General features: G+C 66.8%; 24 protein-coding genes and 1 pseudogene. 22 read left to right on the top strand and 3 right to left on the bottom strand.

The window, feature by feature from the left end:
* Positions 1 to 185 precede the first annotated feature (185 nt).
* The 3 genes and pseudogenes from ACWDYJ_RS25745 to ACWDYJ_RS25735 all read right to left on the bottom strand — a co-directional run bounded on the left by ACWDYJ_RS25745 (position 186) and on the right by ACWDYJ_RS25735 (position 2,570).
* On the bottom strand, positions 186 to 908 hold the full coding sequence (locus tag ACWDYJ_RS25745) for an HNH endonuclease (protein WP_451567945.1): 723 nt from the start codon (positions 906 to 908) through the stop codon (positions 186 to 188).
* A 68-nt stretch (positions 909 to 976) separates the two neighbouring features.
* Positions 977 to 1,345, bottom strand: a pseudogene (locus tag ACWDYJ_RS25740) (RRXRR domain-containing protein); the annotation flags it as partial.
* A 286-nt stretch (positions 1,346 to 1,631) separates the two neighbouring features.
* Complete coding sequence (locus tag ACWDYJ_RS25735) at positions 1,632 to 2,570, bottom strand: helix-turn-helix domain-containing protein (protein ID WP_451567944.1); 939 nt, start codon at positions 2,568 to 2,570, stop codon at positions 1,632 to 1,634.
* Positions 2,571 to 2,936: 366 nt separating this feature from the next.
* Here ACWDYJ_RS25735 and ACWDYJ_RS25730 point away from each other — a divergent pair, with 366 nt between their 5' ends.
* From ACWDYJ_RS25730 to rplO, 22 genes are all read left to right on the top strand, one after another.
* A complete protein-coding gene (locus tag ACWDYJ_RS25730; protein WP_451567943.1) occupies positions 2,937 to 4,121 on the top strand; it encodes a hypothetical protein in 1,185 nt (394 codons plus the stop codon).
* A gap of 480 nt (positions 4,122 to 4,601) precedes the next feature.
* The gene (gene rpsJ / locus ACWDYJ_RS25725; protein WP_003948644.1) at positions 4,602 to 4,910 is read left to right on the top strand and encodes a 30S ribosomal protein S10; all 309 of its coding nucleotides are present in this window, start codon (positions 4,602 to 4,604) and stop codon (positions 4,908 to 4,910) included.
* Positions 4,911 to 4,924: 14 nt separating this feature from the next.
* Positions 4,925 to 5,569, top strand: a complete 645-nt coding sequence (rplC, locus tag ACWDYJ_RS25720) for a 50S ribosomal protein L3 (RefSeq protein ID WP_281204232.1) — start codon at positions 4,925 to 4,927, stop codon at positions 5,567 to 5,569.
* Positions 5,570 to 5,573: 4 nt separating this feature from the next.
* Positions 5,574 to 6,224 carry a 50S ribosomal protein L4 gene (rplD, locus tag ACWDYJ_RS25715; protein ID WP_451567942.1) on the top strand — a complete coding sequence of 217 codons (651 nt, stop codon included), beginning with the start codon at positions 5,574 to 5,576 and terminating at the stop codon, positions 6,222 to 6,224.
* Positions 6,224 to 6,547: a 50S ribosomal protein L23 gene (rplW, locus tag ACWDYJ_RS25710; protein ID WP_073912895.1), complete on the top strand. Its 324-nt coding sequence runs from the start codon at positions 6,224 to 6,226 to the stop codon at positions 6,545 to 6,547. Before rplD ends, rplW begins: the two co-directional genes overlap by 1 nt.
* 40 nt (positions 6,548 to 6,587) lie before the next feature.
* Positions 6,588 to 7,424 carry a 50S ribosomal protein L2 gene (gene rplB, locus ACWDYJ_RS25705; protein WP_136213227.1) on the top strand — a complete coding sequence of 279 codons (837 nt, stop codon included), beginning with the start codon at positions 6,588 to 6,590 and terminating at the stop codon, positions 7,422 to 7,424.
* 12 nt (positions 7,425 to 7,436) lie between these two features.
* Entirely contained in the window at positions 7,437 to 7,718 is a 282-nt protein-coding gene (rpsS, locus tag ACWDYJ_RS25700; RefSeq protein WP_008739713.1) for a 30S ribosomal protein S19, read from the top strand.
* A gap of 43 nt (positions 7,719 to 7,761) precedes the next feature.
* On the top strand, positions 7,762 to 8,109 hold the full coding sequence (gene rplV / locus ACWDYJ_RS25695; protein WP_007265904.1) for a 50S ribosomal protein L22: 348 nt from the start codon (positions 7,762 to 7,764) through the stop codon (positions 8,107 to 8,109).
* Complete coding sequence (gene rpsC / locus ACWDYJ_RS25690; RefSeq protein WP_451567941.1) at positions 8,109 to 8,951, top strand: 30S ribosomal protein S3; 843 nt, start codon at positions 8,109 to 8,111, stop codon at positions 8,949 to 8,951. The genes rplV and rpsC overlap by 1 nt, the downstream gene beginning before the upstream one ends.
* A 5-nt stretch (positions 8,952 to 8,956) precedes the next feature.
* Positions 8,957 to 9,376: a 50S ribosomal protein L16 gene (gene rplP / locus ACWDYJ_RS25685; protein ID WP_030026326.1), complete on the top strand. Its 420-nt coding sequence runs from the start codon at positions 8,957 to 8,959 to the stop codon at positions 9,374 to 9,376.
* Entirely contained in the window at positions 9,376 to 9,600 is a 225-nt protein-coding gene (gene rpmC / locus ACWDYJ_RS25680) for a 50S ribosomal protein L29 (RefSeq protein WP_008739703.1), read from the top strand. The genes rplP and rpmC overlap by 1 nt, the downstream gene beginning before the upstream one ends.
* Entirely contained in the window at positions 9,600 to 9,881 is a 282-nt protein-coding gene (gene rpsQ / locus ACWDYJ_RS25675; RefSeq protein WP_451567940.1) for a 30S ribosomal protein S17, read from the top strand. Before rpmC ends, rpsQ begins: the two co-directional genes overlap by 1 nt.
* Positions 9,882 to 10,004: 123 nt before the next feature.
* The gene (gene rplN, locus ACWDYJ_RS25670) at positions 10,005 to 10,373 is read left to right on the top strand and encodes a 50S ribosomal protein L14 (protein ID WP_003956455.1); all 369 of its coding nucleotides are present in this window, start codon (positions 10,005 to 10,007) and stop codon (positions 10,371 to 10,373) included.
* Positions 10,374 to 10,375: 2 nt separating this feature from the next.
* Complete coding sequence (rplX, locus tag ACWDYJ_RS25665) at positions 10,376 to 10,699, top strand: 50S ribosomal protein L24 (RefSeq protein ID WP_451567939.1); 324 nt, start codon at positions 10,376 to 10,378, stop codon at positions 10,697 to 10,699.
* Complete coding sequence (rplE, locus tag ACWDYJ_RS25660) at positions 10,699 to 11,250, top strand: 50S ribosomal protein L5 (protein WP_030298216.1); 552 nt, start codon at positions 10,699 to 10,701, stop codon at positions 11,248 to 11,250. Before rplX ends, rplE begins: the two co-directional genes overlap by 1 nt.
* A 5-nt stretch (positions 11,251 to 11,255) precedes the next feature.
* A complete protein-coding gene (locus ACWDYJ_RS25655; RefSeq protein ID WP_003956452.1) occupies positions 11,256 to 11,441 on the top strand; it encodes a type Z 30S ribosomal protein S14 in 186 nt (61 codons plus the stop codon).
* 223 nt (positions 11,442 to 11,664) lie between these two features.
* Entirely contained in the window at positions 11,665 to 12,063 is a 399-nt protein-coding gene (gene rpsH / locus ACWDYJ_RS25650; RefSeq protein WP_007265911.1) for a 30S ribosomal protein S8, read from the top strand.
* Positions 12,064 to 12,084: 21 nt separating this feature from the next.
* Positions 12,085 to 12,624: a 50S ribosomal protein L6 gene (gene rplF / locus ACWDYJ_RS25645; RefSeq protein ID WP_451567938.1), complete on the top strand. Its 540-nt coding sequence runs from the start codon at positions 12,085 to 12,087 to the stop codon at positions 12,622 to 12,624.
* 2 nt (positions 12,625 to 12,626) lie between these two features.
* Positions 12,627 to 13,010 (top strand): 50S ribosomal protein L18, encoded by a 384-nt coding sequence (rplR, locus tag ACWDYJ_RS25640; protein ID WP_451567937.1) that lies wholly within the window; start codon positions 12,627 to 12,629, stop codon positions 13,008 to 13,010.
* A gap of 45 nt (positions 13,011 to 13,055) precedes the next feature.
* Positions 13,056 to 13,661 carry a 30S ribosomal protein S5 gene (gene rpsE, locus ACWDYJ_RS25635; protein WP_451567936.1) on the top strand — a complete coding sequence of 202 codons (606 nt, stop codon included), beginning with the start codon at positions 13,056 to 13,058 and terminating at the stop codon, positions 13,659 to 13,661.
* Complete coding sequence (rpmD, locus tag ACWDYJ_RS25630; RefSeq protein ID WP_053682614.1) at positions 13,661 to 13,843, top strand: 50S ribosomal protein L30; 183 nt, start codon at positions 13,661 to 13,663, stop codon at positions 13,841 to 13,843. Before rpsE ends, rpmD begins: the two co-directional genes overlap by 1 nt.
* Before the next feature lies 1 nt (position 13,844).
* Entirely contained in the window at positions 13,845 to 14,300 is a 456-nt protein-coding gene (rplO, locus tag ACWDYJ_RS25625) for a 50S ribosomal protein L15 (RefSeq protein WP_403621515.1), read from the top strand.

Raw genomic sequence — 14,300 nt, 5'->3', positions numbered from 1 at the left:
CCTCGAGGCCGTCCCCGCCGCCCCCGCACGCCGTCAGGGGTACGAGGAGGGCGGCGGTGAGCGCGGCGAGACGGGGCCCTCTGCTGTGCCACAGGCCTTAGGGGTAGACCGGCAATCCGTCCGTGGAGATGGTCCACTCGGCGATGGTGACGTAGCGGGGCCCTCGGGCGTCTGATGGGTCTCGGTTATGAGGTGGGTCTCTCGGGGCGGGTGGTGTAGGCGTACCCGTCGGCTCGTTGGAGGAGGCGGAAGTGTTTGTGGTGGATGCCCTGGATAAGGCCTTTGGTGGTTTTGATATTGAAGCTGCCGGTGGTGCGGACTGCGATGCGGCCGGTGTGGGTGCCGGTCTTCTTGCCGGTGGGGACGACGGCGCGGGCGAGGTCTCCGGTCTGGTAGCCGAAGAACTGCTTTTGCCTCGGCAGACGTAGGCGGGGGAAGCCGTACTTGTCGGTGCGGGTGCGGGTGTAGGTACCGCGTCCGGTCGCGGTGACCGCAAGGACGCGGACCGGCGTTCGGGTCACAGAGCTGAGTTCGCCGACGCACAGGGCGTCGAGGCTGTGGGTTTTGGGCAGGCCGGTCCGCTGCCGGTTCCATTTGGTGCGGCCACCCGATGCGGTGCGCACCGCGGGGAACGCGCTATCGAGAGCGTTCCACAGCGCCCAGCGGGTGCCGTTGACGGCTGCCGCGTCGCGGAGCGAGGCCTTGGCCTGGGCGAGGATGCGGGCCAACTGGCGCGGGGATTCTTTGAGGAAGTCTTCGACCGGCTGGTTGGACTTCTTCTGGTTGCAGGGGATGCAGGCGGTGCACAGGTTGGAGATGCGGTCGCTGCCGCCGCGTGAGCGGGGTGGATGTGGTCGATGTTGAGGGGTACTCCGGTGGCGCCGCAGTAGGCGCAGGACCGGCCCCATTTGGCGAGGGTGGTCCACGACATGGTGGTGTCCACGCGGTGACGCAGCGACGGGGCGAGCCAGCCCTTGGGACGGGCCCGGTTGGAGAATCGAGGTGCGCGGTAACGCAGGTTGCGCGTACGCCGGCCACGTCGGTAGGCGGCACGAGCTGTGAGCTTGTCCCGGATGGCGCCGCCCCGGTGGGCGAGTTCGACCGCGTACAGGCCACGACGTACGCCGTCCTTCGCGCTGAACACAGCGATGCCGGTGTGTTTGGAGCCGGGGTCGATCCCGAGTTCCACACCGTCTACCTGCGACTCATCCATAGTGCGGTCTTTCAACCTGATCACGAACGGAGTGTGCCGGGCAACGACGGCCCGCCCCTGATGGAGGAGCTTGCGGGCCCTGGCGGGGCTGGTGGGTTGCAGCGGTGTGCCGTGCTTGTCCAGGACGAACACGACGGGATGGCCCGCACGGGCCTTCTCCCCAACCTCGCGGTTGGGGGTGACGCCATCGATGCCAGGTGAAGCATCGGCGGTCTCCCCTCGCACATGTTCCACGCCGGTTACCGCAGAGCGGTGTTCGAGTCCCGTTTCGTTCCCGATCCGGGGGGTGTCTGCTGACTCGAATTCCAGAGCAGCCCGCTGAGGAAGCACGGACTGGTGGGTCTTCTCACCTACGTGGAACGTAGCCAACTTCGTTCACCTCCACATCCGCGTTGGCTCGTGCTGGTAACGGCGGCCCTCAACCACATTGGCTGAGAGCCCCCTCCTTCAGGAGAGGGATCCCGTTACGCCAGGCAGCCTCCGTCGTCTCGGTACGGCACTCGCCGCACAGGCCCGGCTCAGGGGCGCGGAAGGCGAGGCCGCACTCCTCGTCCTGGCAGGTCTGGAACGGATCCGGTGGCACGTACGGGGCCTGGCGCGGTACGTCCGCCAGCTCGGGGGGCAGCTGGACGGTGAGCCGGTAGGCGACCAGGCCGGCCGGGTTGTGTGGCTGCGGCGGAAGGTTCGAGGCCAAGGCGGTGGTGATGGCGGCGGGGCGGACCCCCCGTTCCAGCCAGGCCTCCACGGCGGGCGCCAGCCGCTCGATGTCCTGAGTGCCGAGGGTGAGGCGGGAGTCGACGCGGCGCAGCTCGCGGAGGATCTCTGTGGCGGCGAGGCTCCGCCAGGGGTTGCCAGTGTCGGCGGGCCGGGGGAGTGGGGCGGGTGCGGGTGAGGGATCCGCGGGCGGGGCGGGGGCTGCGGGGGCCGGGGGTGGGGCCGGGGCCGGGTTCTGCGGTGCGCGCAGGTGCGCGGCCTCCTCGGCGGCGGACAGGTACCCGGGCCGGTTGTAGGAGACCGTACGGGTCACCACCTGGCCCCCGGGCAGCCGCTCGCGGGTGCGCTTGAGGTAGCCGTGGGCCTCCAGCTCGCGCAGGGCGCGGGCGACGCGGTGCTCGCTCTCGGGGAACCGCGCGGCGAGGTCCTTGATGCCGATGCGGGCCCCGGTCGGCAGCGACTGGATGTGCAGCGCCAGACCGATCGCCACCAGCGACATCTCGGCGTGCTGGGCGAGGTGGTTGCCGACGACGGTGAAGCTCCGGGTGTGCCGGACGCTGACGTGGACGACACCGGATCGGGGGGTCTCGCCGTGATTCCGGGCGGACGCGCGGCCGAGCACGATAGGGTTCGGAACATCCATGAGGAAGGTGCTACTTCCTTGCTGGTAGGCCCTCGGCCGGGATTGCGAGTCCCGCCGGGGGCCGACGTATTTCTGGAGCTGTTGCCGCGAGGATATGCCAGCGTCCCCCCTGAATTGCCAGCCCAGTTGGCGTAGTTCACCCGTGTGGGGGACGGGCTCGGTGCGGGGGGCTGGTGGGGTCTGGCAATGGTTCTTTGCTTCCGAAGTACTCATACCTATACGTCTAAGGCCACCAGGTCTCCCGCCACCGGGACGCGGCCCCCCTGACCCGGTCGGGCCCTGGTCGGGGACATGTCAGTGAGCTGTGAAAAACTCCGCAACGCACGGTGCGAACAGGGCGCCGGGGTATTCACAGGGGTGGGACGCATGGGGCAGCAGGACGCCGGCGGGCCGGAGATCTCCGACGAGGAGTGGGCCCGGTTCGCCGCCGAGGCGGGGAGGGGGAGCGGGGAGGTTCCCAAGGAGCCGTCCGCGCGGGCGCGGATGGTGACGGAGCGGCTGCGGCGCGAGGACGAGGAACGGGCGAAGGCGGCGCGGGGGCGGTTCGGGCGCAGGCCGAAGACCGTGCGCGACGATCCGCCCGGATGGCGGACCGGGCCCGCATGGCAGGAGATGGAAGGCCGGGGCAGGGGTCGGCGGCGGGTGAAGGCCGCGCTGGCGATCGTCTTCGTCGTGGGGCTGGCCCTGGTGGCCCTGCGGCCGGAGCTGGTGATCGACCGGCTGACGGGGAAGGCCGAGGCCCGCAAGGAGGCCGCCGTCCCGCTGGCCGCGGAGTCCGTACGTCCCACCGCGCCGCCCCCGCCGGTCCACCCGGACGAGGGGACCCTGGCGGATCCCTTCCGGGGCTCCCCGGCCCTCCAGTGGGCCGACGGGGCCGCCGGCATCGAGGTCCCGCAGGCAGAGGCCGTCGGCGGAATGTCCAAGGACCAGGTCGCGGACGCGCTGGCGAAGGCGAAGCAGTTCCTGGTCGCGGCCAATCTGGACCCCGCGACCCTGCGCGGGGAGCGGCCCGAGGCTGCGCTGGCCCTGCTCGACCCGAAGGACGACAGGACGTCGCAGGAGGTGGACCGTGCGTACGCCCGGCCCAGCTCCGAGCACGACCCGCTGAGCCTGTTCACCCGGTACGACCCGGCGGAGCTGAAGCCCGTGGGTGATGTGGTCAAGGTGCGCGGCCGGATGTGGGTGCGGGCCGGGCAGAACCCCGGGCAGGCCGAGATCCTGGTCGACTACTCCTTCGTCTACCCGCTGACGAAGGTCGGGGCGGGCTCCCAGCAGCGGGTGTCGCGGACGATCGTGCGCCGCGAGGCCACCTTCTCCATCGCCGACCCGCGCAAGTGGACGGCGACCCCCGGAAAGCTCTGGCTCGTCGCGTACCGGCAGGACATCGCGAACAGCGCGTGCGACCGGTACGACGGATACATGCACCCGGCCTTCGACGACGACCCGGTGACCGGACCCACCCCGTCCGGCACGCCGATGGACCCGTACGACCGGAGCAAGGGCATCGAGGAGACCCCGGCCGAGAGCTGCGGGAGCGTGTCCCGGTCCTGAGGGGCGGTCCGGCCTGCGGCAACCCCGCCGGGGGAGGGCGCGTGGTGCGGTTTGACGTGTTCGTGCGGCCGGGTATTGTCTTCCGCCCGATTGGCCAGGTACGTGCCTCGTATGGCAGACTACTCAAGTTGCTCGGTTGAGTATCGATGCTGCGCGCCTCCCGCCGGGAGGACCGGAAGCGAGTCCCACAGTACTCGTCGTCCTTAATCTGCCTCTCGGGGCAGCAATGAGGACGGACGTACGGGAATCTTCTGGGAAGCGTCCGCACGGTGCCCACCAGGCACTCGGCGGGTGTCTCTCCCCCGATACGCGGCCCAGGGCCGCACCCCCTTCGAGAGGGAATTTCCGTATGGGAATTTTCTGTAGAGGGTGTGCGACACGCCCGACCGCGTGGGTCGGAGAAGAGACCGCGGGACCTGATCCCGCAGCCGGCCGAGGGGCCAGAGCGTTTCCACATACAGACAGGACTACGGAGTAGCCATGGCGGGACAGAAGATCCGCATCCGGCTCAAGGCCTACGACCACGAGGTCATCGATTCGTCGGCGAAGAAGATCGTCGAGACGGTGACGCGCACTGGTGCGTCGGTCGCGGGCCCGGTGCCGCTGCCCACTGAGAAGAACGTGTACTGCGTCATCAAGTCGCCGCACAAGTACAAGGACTCGCGCGAGCACTTCGAGATGCGCACGCACAAGCGCCTGATCGACATCCTCGACCCGACTCCCAAGACCGTTGACTCGCTGATGCGCCTGGACCTTCCGGCCGGCGTTGACATCGAGATCAAGCTCTGAGAGGCGTCGAGAAGATGGCAAAGCAGATCAAGGGCGTCCTGGGCGAGAAGCTCGGCATGACCCAGGTCTGGGACGAGAACAACCGTGTCGTCCCGGTGACCGTGGTCAAGGCCGGGCCCTGCGTTGTGACCCAGGTCCGTACGAACGACATCGACGGCTACGAGTCGGTCCAGATCGCCTTCGGCGAGATCGACCCGCGCAAGGTGAACAAGCCCCTCAAGGGCCACTTCGCCAAGGCCGACGTGACCCCGCGCCGCCACCTGGTGGAGCTCCGCACCTCCGACGCCAGCGAGTACACGCTCGGCCAGGAGATCACTGCTGAGGTGTTCGAGTCCGGCGTCAAGGTCGACGTCACGGGCAACAGCAAGGGCAAGGGCTTCGCCGGTGTCATGAAGCGTCACAACTTCAAGGGCCTCGGCGCCGGCCACGGCGTCCAGCGCAAGCACCGCTCCCCCGGTTCGATCGGTGGCTGCGCCACCCCTGGGCGTGTCTTCAAGGGCATGCGCATGGCCGGTCGCATGGGCAACGAGCGCGTCACCACCCAGAACCTGACCATCCACGCGGTTGACGCGGAGAAGGGTCTGCTCCTCATCAAGGGCGCGGTCCCCGGTCCGAACGGCGGCCTCGTCCTGGTCCGTACCGCGGCCAAGGGGGCTTGAGGTAATGAGCACCATTGACATCCTTTCGCCGGCAGGCGACAAGGCCGGTACCGTCGAGCTCCCCGCGGAGATCTTCGACGCGAAGACCAGCATTCCGCTGATCCACCAGGTCGTTGTCGCCCAGCTGGCAGCTGCCCGTCAGGGCACGCACAAGACCAAGCGTCGTGGCGAAGTCCGTGGTGGTGGCCGCAAGCCGTACCGCCAGAAGGGCACCGGCCGCGCTCGCCAGGGTTCGACCCGCGCTCCGCAGTTCGTGGGCGGTGGCGTCGTACACGGCCCGCAGCCGCGTGACTACTCGCAGCGGACCCCCAAGAAGATGAAGGCCGCCGCTCTCCGTGGTGCGCTTTCGGACCGTGCGCGTCACTCCCGCATCCACGTCATCACCGGCGTGGTCGAGGGTGCCGCCTCCACGAAGGCCGCCAAGACGCTGTTCGGCAAGATCTCGGAGCGCAAGAACCTGCTCCTGGTCGTCGACCGCGCCGACGAGGCCGCGTGGCTGTCCGCCCGCAACCTGCCCCAGGTTCACATCCTGGAGCCGGGCCAGCTGAACACGTACGACGTGATCGTCTCTGACGACGTGGTCTTCACTCAGGCCGCTTTCGAGTCCTTCGTGTCTGGGCCCAAGGCTCATGAGACCGAAGGGAGCGACGCCTGATGTCTGAGGCGACCGTTACCAGCAAGACCTTCACTGACCCGCGCGACCTGCTGATCAAGCCGGTTGTCTCGGAGAAGAGCTACGCGCTGCTGGACGAGAACAAGTACACGTTCATCGTCGCGCCCGGCGCCAACAAGACCCAGATCAAGCAGGCCGTCGAAGCGGTCTTCTCGGTCAAGGTCACCGGGGTCAACACGATCAACCGTCAGGGTAAGCGCAAGCGCACCAAGACCGGTTTCGGCAAGCGCGCGAACACCAAGCGCGCCATCGTGACCCTCGCTGAGGGCGACCGAATCGACATCTTCGGCGGCCAGGGCTCCTAACGGAGTCCTGAGTCGTCCGGAATCGGACGAGGACTGAGAAATGGGTATCCGCAAGTACAAGCCGACGACCCCGGGCCGTCGTGGCTCCAGCGTCGCCGACTTTGTCGAGATCACGCGGTCCACGCCGGAGAAGTCGCTGGTTCGCCCGCTGCACAGCAAGGGCGGCCGTAACAACACCGGTCGGATCACCGTTCGCCACCAGGGTGGTGGACACAAGCGCGCCTACCGCGTGATCGACTTCCGTCGTCACGACAAGGACGGCGTGCCGGCCAAGGTCGCGCACATCGAGTACGACCCCAACCGCACCGCGCGCATCGCGCTGCTGCACTACGCCGACGGCGAGAAGCGCTACATCATCGCGCCGCGCGGTCTGCAGCAGGGTGACCGGATTGAGAACGGCCCGACGGCCGACATCAAGCCCGGTAACAACCTGGCGCTCCGCAACATCCCGGTCGGTACCACGATCCACGCGATCGAGCTCCGTCCCGGTGGCGGCGCCAAGTTCGCGCGCTCCGCTGGTGCTTCGGTGCAGCTGCTGGCGAAGGAGGGCACCATGGCCCACCTTCGTATGCCGTCCGGCGAGATCCGTCTCGTCGACGCCCGCTGCCGCGCCACGGTCGGCGAGGTCGGCAACGCCGAGCAGTCGAACATCAACTGGGGCAAGGCCGGCCGCATGCGCTGGAAGGGCGTTCGCCCGTCCGTCCGCGGTGTCGCGATGAACCCGGTTGACCACCCGCACGGTGGTGGTGAGGGCAAGACCAGTGGTGGTCGCCACCCGGTCTCCCCGTGGGGTCAGAAGGAGGGTCGTACTCGCTCGCCGAAGAAGGCTTCGAGCAAGTACATCGTCCGCCGCCGCAAGACGAACAAGAAGCGCTAGGAGCGGGTTTAGATGCCGCGCAGTCTCAAGAAGGGGCCCTTCGTCGACGACCACCTCGTAAAGAAGGTGGACGTCCAGAACGAAGCCGGCACCAAGAACGTCATCAAGACCTGGTCCCGTCGCTCGATGATCATCCCCAGCATGCTGGGTCACACCATCGCGGTGCACAACGGCAAGACCCACGTCCCGGTGTTCGTCACCGAGTCGATGGTCGGCCACAAGCTCGGCGAGTTCTCGCCGACTCGCACCTTCCGCGGCCACGTCAAGGACGACCGGAAGTCGAAGCGCCGCTAAAGGCGGGGTGGTTACGACTATGACTTACACCGAAGGGACAACCATGGAAGCCAGGGCCCAGGCGCGGTACATCCGCGTCACGCCCATGAAGGCCCGCCGAGTGGTGGACCTTATCCGTGGCATGGATGCCACGGAGGCTCAGGCGGTCCTGCGTTTCGCCCCGCAGGCCGCGAGCGTGCCGGTCGGCAAGGTGCTTGACAGCGCCATTGCCAACGCCGCACACAACTACAACCACCCGGACGCCTCCACGCTGGTCATCAGCGAGGCGTACGTGGACGAGGGCCCGACCCTGAAGCGGTTCCGTCCGCGTGCCCAGGGCCGTGCCTACCGGATCCGCAAGCGGACCAGCCACATCACCGTGGTCGTCAGCAGCAAGGAAGGTTCCCGGTAATGGGCCAGAAGGTAAACCCGCACGGGTTCCGGCTCGGCATCACCACCGACTTCAAGTCGCGTTGGTACGCCGACAAGCTGTACAAGGACTACGTCAAGGAAGACGTCGCCATCCGTCGGATGATGACGTCCGGCATGGAGCGCGCCGGCATCTCGAAGGTTGAGATCGAGCGCACCCGTGACCGCGTGCGTGTGGACATCCACACCGCTCGTCCGGGCATCGTCATCGGCCGCCGTGGCGCCGAGGCCGACCGCATCCGCGGCGACCTCGAGAAGCTCACGGGCAAGCAGGTCCAGCTGAACATCCTCGAGGTCAAGAACCCCGAGCTCGATGCCCAGCTGGTTGCCCAGGCCGTTGCCGAGCAGCTCTCCTCCCGCGTCTCCTTCCGTCGCGCCATGCGTAAGAGCATGCAGGGCACGATGAAGGCCGGCGCCAAGGGCATCAAGATCCAGTGTGGCGGCCGTCTCGGCGGCGCCGAGATGTCCCGCTCCGAGTTCTACCGCGAGGGTCGTGTGCCGCTGCACACGCTGCGCGCGAACGTGGACTACGGCTTCTTCGAGGCCAAGACCACCTTCGGCCGTATCGGTGTGAAGGTCTGGATCTACAAGGGCGACGTCAAGAACATCGCCGAGGTTCGCGCCGAGAACGCTGCGGCCCGTGCGGGTAACCGCCCGGCCCGTGGCGCCGCCGGCGCAGGCGAGCGTCCCGCCGGCCGTGGTGGCCGTGGTGGCGAGCGCGGCGGCCGTGGTGGCCGCAAGCCGCAGCAGGCTGCTGGTGCCGAGGCCCCCAAGGCCGACGCTCCCGCCGCCGCTCCGGCCGAGAGCACCGGAACGGAGGCCTGACCGACATGCTGATCCCTCGTAGGGTCAAGCACCGCAAGCAGCACCACCCCAAGCGCCGCGGTATGGCCAAGGGCGGTACTGAGGTCTCGTTCGGCGAGTACGGCATCCAGGCGCTTACCCCGGCCTACGTGACGAACCGCCAGATCGAGGCGGCTCGTATCGCGATGACCCGCCACATCAAGCGTGGCGGCAAGGTCTGGATCAACATCTACCCGGACCGTCCGCTGACGAAGAAGCCTGCCGAGACCCGCATGGGTTCCGGTAAGGGTTCTCCCGAGTGGTGGATCGCGAACGTGCACCCGGGCCGGGTCATGTTCGAGCTGTCCTACCCGAACGAGAAGATTGCTCGTGAGGCGCTCACCCGCGCTGCTCACAAGCTTCCGATGAAGTGCCGGATTGTTCGGCGCGAGGCAGGTGAGTCGTGATGGCGACGGGAACCAAGGCGTCCGAGCTGCGTGAGCTCGGTAACGAGGAGCTCGTTGGCAAGCTGCGCGAGGCCAAGGAAGAGCTGTTCAAGCTGCGCTTCCAGGCGGCCACGGGTCAGCTGGAGAACAACGGCCGGCTCAAGTCCGTCCGTAAGGACATCGCTCGCATCTACACCCTGATGCACGAGCGTGAGCTCGGTATCGAGACGGTGGAGAGCGCCTGATGAGCGAGAACAAAGTGACTGAGACGACCGAGCGCGGCTTCCGCAAGACCCGTGAGGGTCTCGTCGTCAGCGACAAGATGGACAAGACCGTCGTCGTCGCTGTCGAGGACCGTGTGAAGCACGCCCTGTACGGCAAGGTCATCCGCCGTACGAACAAGCTCAAGGCTCACGACGAGCAGAACGCTGCCGGCGTCGGCGACCGCGTCCTCATCATGGAGACGCGTCCGCTGTCGGCGAGCAAGCGGTGGCGCATCGTCGAGATCCTCGAAAAGGCCAAGTAAGTATCTGAGGCCCCGGGAGCAATCCCGGGGGCCCCTCAGGTTCGTTCCGCCAGGCTCGGTGGGGGCCGCAGCTCTTCGGAGTGAAGCCCCCGCCGGGAACCGGCAGACAAACAGGAGATAGACGTGATCCAGCAGGAGTCGCGACTGCGTGTCGCCGACAACACTGGTGCCAAGGAGATCCTTTGCATCCGTGTTCTCGGTGGCTCCGGTCGCCGCTACGCGGGCATCGGTGACGTCATCGTTGCCACCGTCAAGGACGCGATCCCCGGTGGCAACGTGAAGAAGGGTGACGTCGTCAAGGCGGTCATCGTTCGCACCGTGAAGGAACGCCGCCGCCAGGACGGCTCGTACATCCGCTTCGACGAGAACGCCGCTGTCATTCTCAAGAACGACGGCGACCCTCGTGGCACCCGTATCTTCGGCCCCGTGGGCCGTGAGCTGCGCGAGAAGAAGTTCATGAAGATCATCTCGCTCGCGCCGGAGGTGCTGTAAGCATGAAGATCAAGAAGGGCGACCTGGTTCAGGTCATCACCGGCAAGGACAAGGGCAAGCAGGGCAAGGTCATCGTTGCCTTCCCTACTGAGAACCGTGTCCTCGTCGAGGGTGTCAACCGGGTCAAGAAGCACACCAAGGCCGGCCAGACCGCTGGTGGCGCGCAGACCGGTGGCATCGTGATCACCGAGGCGCCGATCCACGTCAGCAACGTTCAGCTGGTTGTGGAGAAGGACGGCCAGAAGGTCGTCACGCGTGTCGGTTTCCGCTTCGACGAAGAGGGCAACAAGATCCGCGTTGCCAAGCGGACGGGTGAGGACATCTGATGGCTACCACTCCGCGTCTCAAGACGAAGTACCGCGAGGACATCGCGGGCAAGCTGCGTGAGGAGTTCTCCTACGAGAACGTCATGCAGATTCCCGGCCTCGTCAAGATCGTGGTCAACATGGGTGTGGGCGACGCCGCCCGCGACTCCAAGCTGATCGACGGCGCCATCCGCGACCTGACGACGATCACCGGTCAGAAGCCGGCCGTCACGAAGGCCCGCAAGTCCATCGCGCAGTTCAAGCTGCGCGAGGGTCAGCCGATCGGCTGCCACGTCACCCTCCGTGGTGACCGCATGTGGGAGTTCCTGGACCGTACGCTGTCGCTCGCGCTGCCGCGTATCCGTGACTTCCGTGGTCTGTCGCCGAAGCAGTTCGACGGCCGTGGCAACTACACCTTCGGTCTCACGGAGCAGGTCATGTTCCACGAGATCGACCAGGACAAGATCGACCGTACCCGGGGTATGGACATCACCGTGGTCACCACGGCGACCAACGACGACGAGGGCCGCGCCCTCCTTCGTCACCTCGGCTTCCCCTTCAAGGAGGCGTAAGCGAGATGGCGAAGAAGGCTCTCATCGCGAAGGCTGCCCGTAAGCCCAAGTTCGGTGTGCGTGCGTACACCCGCTGCCAGCGCTGCGGTCGCCCTCACTCCGTGTACCGCAAGTTCGGCCTGTGCCGCGTGTGCCTTCGTGAGATGGCTCACCGTGGCGAGCTGCCGGGCGTGACCAAGAGCTCCTGGTAATTCCCTTCCGTCCGTAAGGACTTGGGAAGTTCCAGAGACTCTCGGTAAGCATCTGGTCGGCGGATGCCCGGCCCCGCATGCCTTAGGCTTGTGTGGTTGGGCGTCCGCCGCCCATAACGACTTACTACGCCGTAGGTCCCCGCGCCGCACCCGTCCCGCCTCTGAGTGGGGAGAGGGATGGCGCATACAGGAAACCCCGGCGAGAGAGGCCGAAGGCCACTTCATGACCATGACTGACCCGATCGCAGACATGCTCACGCGTCTGCGTAACGCTAACTCGGCGTACCACGACACTGTCGTGATGCCGCACAGCAAGATCAAGTCGCACATCGCGGAGATCCTCAAGCAAGAGGGTTTCATCACCGGCTGGAAGGTCGAGGACGCCGAGGTCGGCAAGAACCTCGTCCTCGAGCTGAAGTTCGGGCCGAACCGTGAGCGCTCCATCGCGGGCATCAAGCGGATCTCGAAGCCCGGTCTGCGCGTGTACGCGAAGTCCACCAACCTGCCGAAGGTCCTCGGCGGTCTGGGCGTGGCGATCATCTCCACGTCCCACGGCCTCCTGACCGGCCAGCAGGCAGGCAAGAAGGGCGTAGGTGGGGAAGTCCTCGCCTACGTCTGGTAGTCGGGAAAGGAAGGAAAGCTCATGTCGCGAATCGGCAAGCTCCCCATCCAGGTTCCCGCCGGTGTGGACGTCACCATCGATGGCCGTACGGTCGCGGTGAAGGGCCCCAAGGGTTCCCTCTCGCACACCGTCGCCGCGCCGATCGAGATCGTCAAGGGTGAGGACGGCGTTCTGAACGTCACCCGCCCCAACGACGAGCGTCAGAACAAGGCCCTGCACGGCCTGTCCCGCACGCTGGTGGCGAACATGATCACCGGTGTGACCACGGGGTACGTCAAGGCTCTCGAGATCAGCGGTGTCGGTTACCGTGTCGCCGCGAAGGGCTCCGACCTGGAGTTCCAGCTTGGCTACAGCCACCCGATCCTGATCGAGGCGCCCGCGGGCATCACGTTCAAGGTCGAGTCGCCGACCAAGTTCACGGTCGAAGGCATCGACAAGCAGAAGGTCGGCGAAGTCGCCGCCAATATCCGCAAGCTGCGGAAGCCCGACCCGTACAAGGCCAAGGGTGTCAAGTACGCCGGCGAAGTCATCCGCCGCAAGGTCGGAAAGGCTGGTAAGTAGCCATGGCATACGGTGTGAAGATCGCCAAGGGTGACGCGTACAAGCGCGCTGCCAAGGCTCGCCGCCACATCCGCATCCGCAAGAACGTCTCGGGTACGGCGGAGCGTCCGCGCCTCGTCGTGACGCGTTCCAACCGCAACATCGTTGCTCAGGTCATCGACGACCTCCAGGGTCACACCCTGGCGTCCGCGTCGACCCTGGACGTTTCGATCCGCGGTGGCGAAGGCGACAAGAGCGCTCAGGCCCAGCAGGTCGGCGCACTCGTCGCCGAGCGTGCCAAGGCCGCGGGTGTCGAGACCGTCGTGTTCGACCGCGGTGGCAACCGATACGCCGGGCGCATTGCCGCTCTGGCTGACGCCGCCCGCGAAGCCGGGCTGAAGTTCTAAGCCCCGGTTCCGGGACTCACGGACGTAACAGAGAGAGGTAATCCAATGGCTGGACCCCAGCGCCGCGGAAGCGGTGCCGGTGGCGGCGAGCGGCGGGACCGGAAGGGTCGCGAAGGTGGCCCTGCCGCCGAGAAGACCGCTTACGTTGAGCGCGTTGTCGCGATCAACCGCGTCGCCAAGGTTGTCAAGGGTGGTCGCCGCTTCAGCTTCACCGCGCTGGTCGTGGTGGGCGACGGTGACGGCACTGTAGGTGTCGGTTACGGCAAGGCCAAGGAAGTTCCCGCGGCCATCGCCAAGGGTGTCGAGGAAGCCAAGAAGAGCTTCTTCAAGGTCCCGCGCATCCAGGGCACGATCCCTCACCCGATCACGGGCGAGCGTGCCGCTGGCGTCGTGCTCCTGAAGCCGGCTTCCCCCGGTACCGGCGTTATCGCCGGTGGCCCGGTGCGCGCCGTTCTGGAGTGCGCCGGCGTTCACGACATCCTGTCGAAGTCGCTCGGCTCTTCGAACGCGATCAACATCGTGCACGCGACCGTGGCGGCCCTCAAGGGCCTCCAGCGTCCCGAGGAGATCGCGGCTCGCCGTGGTCTGCCGCTCGAGGACGTCGCCCCGGCGGCGCTCCTTCGTGCGCGTGCTGCGGGAGCGGGTGCGTAATGGCCCGTCTCAAGATCACGCAGACCAAGTCGTACATCGGCAGCAAGCAGAACCACCGCGACACTCTGCGTTCGCTCGGGCTCAAGCGCCTGAACGACGTGGTCGTCAAGGAGGACCGCCCCGAGTTCCGCGGAATGGTGCAGACCGTCCGCCACCTCGTGACGGTTGAGGAGGTTGACTAACATGGCTGAGAACAGCCCGCTGAAGGCCCACAACCTCCGTCCCGCCCCCGGTGCCAAGACCGCGAAGACCCGTGTCGGTCGTGGTGAGGCGTCGAAGGGTAAGACGGCCGGTCGTGGTACGAAGGGCCAGAAGGCCCGTTACCAGATCCCGGTGCGCTTCGAGGGTGGGCAGATGCCCCTCCACATGCGCCTGCCGAAGCTCAAGGGCTTCAAGAACCCGTTCCGCACCGAGTTCCAGGTCGTGAACCTGGACAAGCTCGGCGCTCTCTACCCCGAGGGTGGAGAAGTCACGGTGGCCGACCTGGTCGCCAAGGGCGCGGTTCGCAAGAACAGCCTCGTCAAGGTCCTGGGCCAGGGCGAGATCTCCGTGGCGCTGCAGGTTTCGGTTGACGCCGTCTCCGCATCCGCCAAGGAGAAGATCGCCGCCGCTGGTGGCACTGTGACCGAGCTCGTCTAA

The sequence above is a fragment of the Streptomyces sp. NPDC003042 genome, assembly GCF_053591315.1.
The sequence above is the reverse complement of the archived record's forward strand: the minus strand, read 5'-3'. Positions and strand labels throughout refer to the sequence as shown.